Below are 9,478 nucleotides of genomic sequence, written 5' to 3' on the forward strand. Positions count from 1 at the left end.
GAATATTCACGCGCTTCGCGCCTCCGGCAGGGGCATGCCGATGGCCTCGGCGATGCTGCGGTGGATGTTCTGCAGGGCGATTTCGTTCGCGCCGAGTACGACGCTGAAATCCTCGGGTGCATGGTCGAGATTGGTTTGCGCGTGGGAGGCGACGCGGTAATCCTCCTCGTCGACTACCGTGGCGGTTCCGTCATACGCCGCCTCGACGGTGGCACGGTAGCTTTCATCCGTAATGCCGAAGGGCGCGTAGACCGCGAACTGGCAGCGGGTTCGTCCGGCGCCCTCGGGGAACAGGCGGAAGACCTGCGTGAAGTAGCTGCCAGGTTCGAGCGCGCCGAAGAAGATGACGGTGTTGGGAAAGACGTAATGCACGCCGCCATATTCGGTCTGCGGCCAGTCGGCCTCGTCAGCCTCGGCATGGGCGTCGAGCGAGCGATCGGGAAAGCTGATCCGATGATGCGGAGCGAAGGCGTCGTACACCGCCATGTCGTTGTGGTGGGTCTGGCCGATGGTCGAGGCGTGAAGGGTCTTGAAGTGATAGCCCTCACCATAGGTGTCGAGCGCGAATTTCCAGTTCGAGCCGGCTTCGAGCACGCCTTTCTTGACCGGCTCCGCGCGGTGCAATTCGAGCTGTTCCAGCACGGGCGCGAAATCGCCCAGATGCGTCGCCGCATCGATCGGTTCCGACCCTGAGGCGCGCACGAAGATCAGGCCAAGATGTTCGGCGCACGGCACTTCGATCAGGTCGCGCGCACCGATCGCGCAATCGGCAAAGGCGCGTTTGCCCGGCTGGGCGATGAGATGGCCTGTATTGTCGAAGGTCCAGGCGTGGAACGGGCAGGTGATGCGCGCCCCGCGGCCAGACCACGGTTCGGCCTCCTCGATCAGCTTCGCCCCGCGATGGGTGCACATGTTGCGAAAGGCGCGCACCATGCCGTCTTTGCCCCGCATGACGATAATCGAAGGCCCGGCGGCGTCGAAGACGAACATGTCGCCGCTTTCCGGGCAATCGCCGCTGAGCCCGGCGACGATCGGTCCGCCAAGGAACAGTCGCTCGCGTTCGGCAGCGAACCGAGCCTCGTCGGTATAAACGGATGCGTGGAGCGGCATCGGGCCGGGCGCCATGTCGGTGGTCCCGGCGGCGATATGGGAGAGCGATCGGCGCAATATTCCGCGCGCGCTGGCCTGCCGGCTCGACGCTGGGTCGGCGGCGGACAACTCGCCCGGATCGCGATCGGCCATGTCCTCCTCCAAATCATGAGTGGCGTTTCGATGGCACTATGCCAGAGATTCGCCCCGACGATCACTAGTGCTTTGGAGAGGCCCCCCGATGTCCAGCAAGCCAAGTATGCCTGCCAGCCTGCCCGCCGTCATCGGCACGCCGATGCAGCTCGCCTTCGTGCCCAAAGATTTCGACGCCGCGCTCGAACACTGGACGCAGGCAATGGGGGTCGGGCCTTTCTTCGTGATCGAGGAGGTGGCGCTCGACAATATGACCTATCGTGGGAGCCCCTGCGATTGCCGTTTCAAGCTGGCGCTCGGCTATTGGGGCGACATGCAGATCGAGCTGATCGAATGGCTGTCGGGCAACCGCGCGATCTATGGCGACCCGTGGCTGCCGGGCAATGGCGCGGTGCATCACACCTGCATACTGACCGAAGACCTCGCGCGCGCTCGCGAGGCTTTCGCGGCGGCGGGCAGCGAGGTGCTGGTGACCGGAGATGTCGGGGAGGATGGCGGGGTGTTTTACGCCGATACCGGCCCCGCGCGCTCGCGTCCCCATGCCGGTGGCATCGTCGAGGTGTTGCAGCCCGCTTCGGGCGCGCTCGACGTGTTTGCCATGATACGCGACGCGGCGCGCGATTGGGACGGCCGCGATCCGGTGCGCAGCCTCGCCTAAGCGCTTCCTAGTCGCTCGCACCGAGATAGCCGAGCTGCCCGGCCTTGAAGATCGTCTGGCTGCGATTGACCGAGTTCAGTTTCTCGCCCGCCCGATTGACGTGATAGCGCACGGTCGCGTGGCTGCGCTCGAGGATGATGCTGATTTCCTTGTCGGTCTTGCCGAGCGCCGCCCAGCGAAGGCATTCCACCTCGCGCTTCGACAAGGTGCAGTCCGACGGGATCAGCCGGTTGGTGCGCCGCATCGCGGTGGTGTAGCCAGCGACGAACCGGCGGCTGGCGCTCGCGAGCAGATCGGCATGACGCGCATAGGCATCGGCAAGGTCGGTGACCTCGCGATCGACCGGGGTGAAGCTGACCGCGCCGATCTGTCCGAATGGCTGGTGCACCGGCACCACGATCGCCGCGGAGACGAGCGAACGCTTGCGAAAATCGCGCAGGTCCATGTCGTCGAGATAGCTGTTGGTCCAGCGCCCATGAAAGCCGTTTTCGTTGACCCAGAAAACCTCGCACTCATAGCGGCAGGCTCGCGGCAGCGGCGAGGACAGCGCGAGCCGTGTATCCTCCCACCAGCGTTCGCCATCGGCGAGCCAGCCGAAGATCTCGCCATTGATGATGGTCCCGTCCTCGTCGAGCATCGGATCCTTGGACGAGATATCGGGCGTCACCGCGACTTGCAGCCCACGTTCTTCGGCAAGTTGCTGGAGCGCTTCGGCGGCGGCGTGAATGTCTGTGGTGCAGCGCACGGTGACGCGACTCAGGATGTCGGCTTCGCGGCTTTCGCGCAGCATGAGGCCGTCGGACGGCGCTGCGCCGTCGGCCACGAAACTATGCTGAGCAACCTCTCCCACAACCAGTCACGATATGCCTATCGCGCGCGAAAGGAAAGGGGGATGCGGCCTTGCCGTAAGGTCCGCGTAGGAGCAGGCCGGGTCAAAGGCGGAGCACGGTCTTGGCGATGATGTTCTTCTGCACCTCGTCCGAACCGCCAAAAATCGTCCAGGCGCGCGAATTGAGATAGCGGCCCGCGGCGAGCTGATCGTCGACCGTGCCGACCGGTTCGGGCGCCTCGTTGCCGTAGAGCGGACGCTGGGCGGGGAGCTGCAAGCCGTCGGGCCCGGCGAGGTTCATCGCGAAGGTGTCGACGTCCTGCCTGAGATTGGCGGCCACCAGTTTGACCAGCGAGGTCTGCGGACCGGGCCGCCGACCCTTTGCGAGCTCGGCGAGGATCCGCAGTTCGGTGAATTCCAGCGCCTCGGCCTTGAGCTTGAGCTTCGCGAGATCGCGGGTCCAGACCGGATCTTGGCCGAGCGCGCCGTTGGTGCCGCTCGGCTCTTCGTCCAGCCGGCGGCGCAATTTCGCGATATCAGCCAGCAGCCGCGGCGCATGGGCCGATCCGCCGCGTTCGTTTTCGAGCAGGAACTTGGCGATCGTCCAGCCCTGCCCTTCCTCGCCCACGAGATTGGACGCGTCGCTGCGCGCGTCTTCGAGAAAGACCTGGTTGACCTCGTGATCGCCTGCGAGCGTGACGATCGGGGTGACCGATATGCCGTCTTGCTCCATCGGGATGAGGAGGAAGGAGATGCCCTTTTGCTGGCTCGTCTCGCTGTCGGTGCGCACGAGGCAGAACATCCAGTTGGCGTAGTGGGCATGGGTGGTCCAGATCTTTGATCCGTCCACCCGGTATTCGTCGCCCTCGCGCACAGCGCGTGTCTTGAGCGATGCGAGGTCCGAGCCGCTGCCCGGTTCGGAATAGCCCTGGCACCAGTAATCCTCGCCCGAAAGGATGCGCGGGAGGAAGCGCTCTTTCTGTTCGGGCGTGCCGAATTCACACAGGACCGGACCGATCAGCTTCAATCCGAGGACCGAAAGCCCCGGGGCGCCGGCAAGCGCGCATTCCTTCTCGAAGATGTAGCGCTGAACCGGCGTCCACCCGGTGCCGCCATCTTCCTCGGGCCAGTGGCTCGCCAGCCAGCCCTTTTCATTAAGGATCCGCTGCCATTCGAGGCCGATATCGGGCTCGACGAAAACCCCCGGCGTGCGCCGCGCCCCGTCGCGCAGGCGATCGGACAGCTTGTCGTCCAGGAAAGCGCGCACCTCCTCGCGAAAAGCCTCGTCCTGAGGAGTGAAGTCGATATCCATCAGACCACCTTTACCGGCTGTGCGCCGCTGCCCTGCATCGCCCAGACGATACCGCGGCGGAGCAATTCGTAATAGACTGGGTAATTCCAAGCGCATTTCTCGGGATGGGTGTAGAAATCCTCCATTCCCGGCAGATCGTAATGCCCGCGACAATGCCCCAAGGCGTTGTAGTGAATGGCGCCTTGGCCAAGTTCCTTCTCGTAGATCACCGGAACCGTCGTCTCGGGCCAGTCGGCCTCGACGAAACCGGTCGCCTCACCGGTGAAGGTCGTCTGGGCGAGCGTGCGCACATCGCTCAGCATCTTCATCAGGTAGAGCTCGTCGAGCACGTCGAAATCGTCAAGGCCGCGCGTTACATCGTGATCGCGGTCGGTAATCTCGACGCGGAACGGATCGACGATCGGCGGGTGCGCTTTGAACTGGCTGCCGAGCATTTCCATCATGTCCGGCCGGTCTTCGGGGCAGTCGACGCCGCCCTCGGTGAAACGCAGGATCGAATTGGTCCCGTGCAGCGCTAGCCAACGCCCCCCGCGCTCGACGAAAGCCTTAAGCACCCGAACTTCCTCGGGGCTCGGCACCAGGTCGCAGGTATAGGTAATCAGGAAGGCGCAATTCGCGAGCCGATCGGTGTTCGAATAATCGCAGGCGACGGTGGTGCGGACATGGTCGTGCTCGGCGAGCAGCTTGAGCACTTCGAGCCGGGCGAAATCGATATCGTGAAATTTGCCCGCGGCGACGAAATGCGCATCGATCCGGGTTTTTTTCTGCCCCATTCGCGCCTCAGCTCCTGATCGATCCGCCGCCATCGACGGTGAAGTCGACGCCGGTGGTGAAGCTCGCGCGCTCGCTCGCGAGGAACAGGATCGCTTCGACCACTTCGCCCGCCTCGCCGACGCGGCCCATCGGATGGTTGGAGGCGAACATCGCCTCGACCTCATCGGGCGAACCGGGGAGAGCCTCCAGATAGCGTTCGAACATGGGCGTGCGGATGGCGCCGGGATGGACGGTGTTGCAGCGGATCGGCAGGCCGCGTGCCGCGCAATCGAGCGCGACCGTTTGGGACAGCGCGGCGACGCCCGCCTTGGACGCGCAATAGGCGGCAAAATCTGCACCCGGACGAAGGCCGAGCATCGAGCCGACATTGACGATCGCGCCCGCCTCGCTGCTCTGCTCGATCGCGTTCACGCCGACCTTGCAGCCGTTGAAGGTTCCGGTGAGATTGATCCCGATTGTGCGGTGCCAGCTATCCGGATCGACCTCGGCGGCAGAGCCGGGCTCGGATATGCCGGCGATATTGAAGAGATGGGTGAGCTTGCCGAACTGTTCCTGCGCGCGCGCCGCGGCCGCTTCCCAATCGGCGAGCTCGCGGACGTCGAGCTTTACCGCGGTGGCGCTGTCGCCCAATTCATCGGCCAGGGCTTCGACCTTCTCGGCCTGGACATCGCCCAGCACCACTTTGCCGCCGCGTTCGACGAAGGCGCGCGCGGTACCGGCGCCGATCCCCTCGGCGCCGCCCGATATGAGAGCCACCTTGCCGGCAAATTCGCCCATCTACCGCTCCAATATCGCGACCGCGGCCAGGCCCGGCGCGCCGTAGACGTGGCTGTAGGCCAGGCGGGGGGCTCCCGGCACCTGCCGCTCGCCCGCACGCCCACGCAGTTGCTGGACGTTTTCGTAAACCTGGCGCAGGCCCGATGCGCCGATCGGCTCGCCGCAGGCAAGGCAGCCGCCATCGGTGTTGACCGGCAGCGCGCCGCCGATCTCGGTGCGGCCTTCGGCAATCCAGGCTTCCTGCTTGCCGTCTTCGCAAAAGCCGTTTTCGGCCATGTGCATGATTTCCGCGCCGCTTTCGGTGTCCTGCAATTGCGCGATGTCGATCTCGCCGGGGCCGACGCCCGCCTCCTCGAACGCGGCCTGCGAGGCGAGCTCGGTGGGTTTGCCGCCCGGCTCGGAGCGGATCGAGGGGGCGAAGACCTCAAAACTGCCGGGAGGCCGGGTGCGCACCGCGATGCTGGCGACGCGCACGCCCTTCGCGCCCAGCTCGCGGGCTTTCTTCTCACTTGCGATGACCAGCGCGACGCCGCCCTCCGCGGGCGAGCAGAACATATATTTGGTCAGCGGATCGTTGACCATCGGCGAATGGAGGATGGTTTCCAGATCAAGCGGCGAGCGGCGCCAGGCATGGGGGGTCTTCTCGCCGTTGCGAAACGCCTTTTCGGGCACCCGGGCGAGCGTTTCGCGGCTGATCCCGTGCCGCTGCATGTAACGCTGGATCTTCAGCGCGAAGAACTGCGTCGTCAGCATCATGCCGGTTTCGCCATACCATCCGGGCAAGCCCCAATCGGACGGCTCGGGATTGAACGCCCCGCGCTCATGCTTGTCGAAGCCGACCGCGAGTGCGAGGTCGCATTGCCCCGCCGCCACCGCATTGCGCGCCGCGGCGAGCGCGCTGCCCCCGGTGGCGCAGCCATTTGCGACATTGATGAAAGGGACGCCGGTGAGGCCGAGCTCGTTGACCATGATGTCGGCATTCCCTGCCGAAGACGAGCCGCCATAGGCGTATTCGATATCCTCCCAGGCAACGCCCGCATCGGCCAAAGCCTCGCGCACGGCGAACACGCCCTGGTCGCGGCCCGAACGACCTTCGGTGCGACCGAAGGGATGGATGCCTGCGCCGATAATATGCACGTCGGTCATCGCGCGTCCTCCGCAGGCTGGAAAGCAAAGGTGGTGTGTGCCTCGCCGAAGGGAACGATAATTAGTTCCATCGCCTGTCCGAGACGCAGATCTTCGAGCCCGGCTCCTTCGAGGCGGCTTTCGACGATGACATTGCCGAGATCGACATAGCCAAGGAGGAACGGCGTGAATGTCTCGGGCCCGGCGTAAGGCGGCGATTTGGGGCGGAAATCCTGCCGCGTCCACGACCACAGCTTGCCGGTGCGCGGCAGGGCGATGCGCTCATAGGCCTCGCCTGCTTCGCCAGGCGGCACGGGGAAGACCACCTCGCCGCTGTCCCGGTGACGCCCGCCGACCAGCTGAGGCGGCTCGCCCCGCCACAGATTTTCGGCGATAGGAGTGCGCGCGGCGGCGTTCATGCCGCTTCCTTCGCATAGGTCGCAAGGTTCGCACGGGCATCGCCGAACAGCTGCGCAAGGAGCAGCGAGCGTTTGTGCGCATGGCCGACCTCCATCTCCTCGGTCGTGCCCATGCCGCCATGCATCTGGATCGCATCGCGCCCGATGGTGAGGGTGTTTTCGCCGATGAGCGATTTGGCCCCGGCAATCGCGGTGCTGCAATCGGCTTTATCGGCTTCGATCCCGGCGCGGTAGAGCATCGAGCGGCTTTGATCGCCCAGCGCATAGGCATCGACCAGCCGGTGCTGCAGCGCCTGGAACTTGCCGATCGGCTGTCCGAACTGCTCGCGCTCTCGGACATAGGCAAGCGTGTCGTCGAGCATCCGGTCGCCCAGCCCGACCAGCTCCGCCGCGGCAAGCAGGGCGGCACGGTCGAAGGCGCGGCGGACCCCGGACCAGTCTCGCGAGACGATCGCGCTTGTCGGCAGCGCGACCTCGCGAAAGGCGATTTCGGCGGCGAGGCTGCCGTCAACGATACGATAGCCCCGCCGATCGACGCCTTCGCTTACTGCATCGCAGGCGAGCAGCACCGACGCTCCGTCCATCGTCGCGGTCACCAGCAATGTGTCTGCCGCCATACCTCCGAGTACGAGCGTCTTCGTGCCACTCAGCGTATAGCCATCGCCCTGGCGCTTGAGCACGGTTGCCGACGGGGTCAGTGCATATCGGCGGTCCGGCTCGGCGAAGGCGACCGCGACGATCCGTTCGCCGGCGACCATCTCGTCTATCCAGTCCGCTCCCTCTCCCGCCAAGCCAGCAAGCAATCCGGGCAGGGCGGCGTTTTCGAGCCATTGATCGGCGGACAGGCGGCGCCCGAAGGTCTCTGCCACGCCGATCATGTCGAACATCCCGCCGCCAAGGCCGCCGTTGTCCTCGGGCACGGCAAGAGCGGTCAGCCCGAGCTCAGCCGTCGCCTGCCATCGCGCACGGTCGATCCCGGTTTCGTACGCCTGCTGCGTGCGCCGGGCACCAATGTCGCGGCCCGTCAGGAAGCGTTCCACCGTGTCGCGGAACAGCTCCTGATCCTCGGTCCAGTCGAAATTCACCGCGCCTTCTCGAAGGTCAGCGGCAATTTGGTCAGACCGCGCAGCATCATGTTGGGCGGATAGGCGGGCTCGAACCCGTCGGCGAGGCGCAGATCGGCGATCCGCGGCAGCAATTGCTGGAAGGTGACCGTCATCTCCTTGCGCGACAGCATGTTGCCCACGCACATATGGATGCCCTTGCCGAAGGCGAGGTGCTTGCGCGCGTTCTTGCGGTCGGCGATGAAGCGATCGGGTTCCTCGTATTTCGCCGGATCGCGGTTCGCCGCGTGGTAGCGCAGCATCACCATCGCGCCCTTGGGAATGGTTTCGCCGCCCAGTTGCGTATCCTGGGTCGCGATCCGCCAGATACCCGAAGACGCGCTGGCGAGCCGCAGTACTTCCTCGACCATGTTGGGAATGATCGAGGGGTCGGCCTGAACCTTGGCGAGTTCGTCCGGGTTGTGCGCCAGCAGCGCCATCCCCTCGGCGAGCGAGGAGGTGGTGGTCTCGTTTCCGGCGACCATCAATTGCTGGACGATCGAGAGCAGCTCGGCCTCGTCCAGCGGCCGCTCGTCATCGACCCGGGCGTTCACCAGATCGGAGAGAATGTCCTCGCGCGGCTGCTTGCGGCGTTCCTCGGCGAGTTTCATGATGACATGCTGGAATTCAACCACCTCGCGCGCGGTTTCCTTCTCGCGCTCCTCGTCCATCATTCCGCCGAGGCGATCGACGAAGGCGTCGGTCCAGCGCTTGATATCCGGACCGTCCGAGCGTTCCAGCCCCAGTTGCTCGGCGATCATGCGGATCGGCAGCGGGATGGCATATTCGGACACGAACTCGGTTTCGCCGCGGTCGATGAAGCCATCGATCAGCCGGTCGGAAATCTCGCGAATATGGTCTTCGAGCCGGTTCACCTTGGGCAGCGAGAAAGCGAGGTTCACGAGCTTGCGAAAGCGCGTGTGGCGCGGCGGATCCGCGGTCAGCAGCGTATCGACCTGGGGCCAGCCCTGTTTGAGGATCGCCTTCACCTCGGGCGTTTCCGCCCGGTTGCCCGACAAGGCCGCCTGGAAATTGTTCGAAAAGTCCTCCACCCGCGTCGTCACCTCGGCGACGAGGTCGTAGCTCATCACGATCCACATCTTGGACGGCTCGTCGAAATAGACGGGCCGCGAAGGCGTGTGTTCGCGGTAGAAGTCGAACGGGTTCGACAGCACTTCAGGATGGAAGAAGCTCTTGGTGGCGGCGATTTCGTTCATGGCTCCCCATCCGCTGCTAATG

The 9,478-nt window shown here is 65.0% G+C and carries 10 protein-coding genes; 1 reads left to right on the forward strand and 9 read right to left on the reverse strand.

The window, feature by feature from the left end; all coding sequences use genetic code 11:
• Positions 1–6: 6 nt before the first annotated feature.
• Positions 7–1,242 carry an aromatic ring-hydroxylating oxygenase subunit alpha gene (locus V2I30_RS11645; RefSeq protein WP_330662317.1) on the reverse strand — a complete coding sequence of 412 codons (1,236 nt, stop codon included), beginning with the start codon at positions 1,240–1,242 and terminating at the stop codon, positions 7–9.
• 88 nt (positions 1,243–1,330) lie between these two features.
• On the opposite strand from V2I30_RS11645, the gene V2I30_RS11650 reads away from it, so the two are divergent.
• Complete coding sequence (locus V2I30_RS11650) at positions 1,331–1,900, forward strand: VOC family protein (RefSeq protein ID WP_330662318.1); 570 nt, start codon at positions 1,331–1,333, stop codon at positions 1,898–1,900.
• Positions 1,901–1,907: 7 nt separating this feature from the next.
• Here the strand turns inward: V2I30_RS11650 and V2I30_RS11655 are convergent, their stop codons facing one another.
• The 8 genes from V2I30_RS11655 to V2I30_RS11690 form a co-directional block, all read right to left on the reverse strand.
• Positions 1,908–2,723 (reverse strand): helix-turn-helix transcriptional regulator, encoded by an 816-nt coding sequence (locus tag V2I30_RS11655; protein WP_330662319.1) that lies wholly within the window; start codon positions 2,721–2,723, stop codon positions 1,908–1,910.
• 109 nt (positions 2,724–2,832) lie between these two features.
• On the reverse strand, positions 2,833–4,041 hold the full coding sequence (locus V2I30_RS11660) for an acyl-CoA dehydrogenase family protein (RefSeq protein ID WP_330662320.1): 1,209 nt from the start codon (positions 4,039–4,041) through the stop codon (positions 2,833–2,835).
• On the reverse strand, positions 4,041–4,814 hold the full coding sequence (locus tag V2I30_RS11665) for a ThuA domain-containing protein (protein WP_330662321.1): 774 nt from the start codon (positions 4,812–4,814) through the stop codon (positions 4,041–4,043). The genes V2I30_RS11660 and V2I30_RS11665 overlap by 1 nt, the downstream gene beginning before the upstream one ends.
• 7 nt (positions 4,815–4,821) lie before the next feature.
• A complete protein-coding gene (locus tag V2I30_RS11670; RefSeq protein WP_330662322.1) occupies positions 4,822–5,592 on the reverse strand; it encodes an SDR family NAD(P)-dependent oxidoreductase in 771 nt (256 codons plus the stop codon).
• Positions 5,593–6,738 (reverse strand): thiolase family protein, encoded by a 1,146-nt coding sequence (locus tag V2I30_RS11675; protein WP_330662323.1) that lies wholly within the window; start codon positions 6,736–6,738, stop codon positions 5,593–5,595.
• A complete protein-coding gene (locus tag V2I30_RS11680) occupies positions 6,735–7,136 on the reverse strand; it encodes a Zn-ribbon domain-containing OB-fold protein (RefSeq protein ID WP_330662324.1) in 402 nt (133 codons plus the stop codon). The genes V2I30_RS11675 and V2I30_RS11680 overlap by 4 nt, the downstream gene beginning before the upstream one ends.
• Positions 7,133–8,221, reverse strand: a complete 1,089-nt coding sequence (locus tag V2I30_RS11685; RefSeq protein ID WP_330662325.1) for an acyl-CoA dehydrogenase family protein — start codon at positions 8,219–8,221, stop codon at positions 7,133–7,135. The genes V2I30_RS11680 and V2I30_RS11685 overlap by 4 nt, the downstream gene beginning before the upstream one ends.
• Positions 8,218–9,456 carry a cytochrome P450 gene (locus V2I30_RS11690; RefSeq protein ID WP_330662326.1) on the reverse strand — a complete coding sequence of 413 codons (1,239 nt, stop codon included), beginning with the start codon at positions 9,454–9,456 and terminating at the stop codon, positions 8,218–8,220. The genes V2I30_RS11685 and V2I30_RS11690 overlap by 4 nt, the downstream gene beginning before the upstream one ends.
• Positions 9,457–9,478 lie beyond the last annotated feature (22 nt).

The organism is Erythrobacter sp., from assembly GCF_036351135.1.
Classification (GTDB): Bacteria; Pseudomonadota; Alphaproteobacteria; order Sphingomonadales; family Sphingomonadaceae; genus Erythrobacter.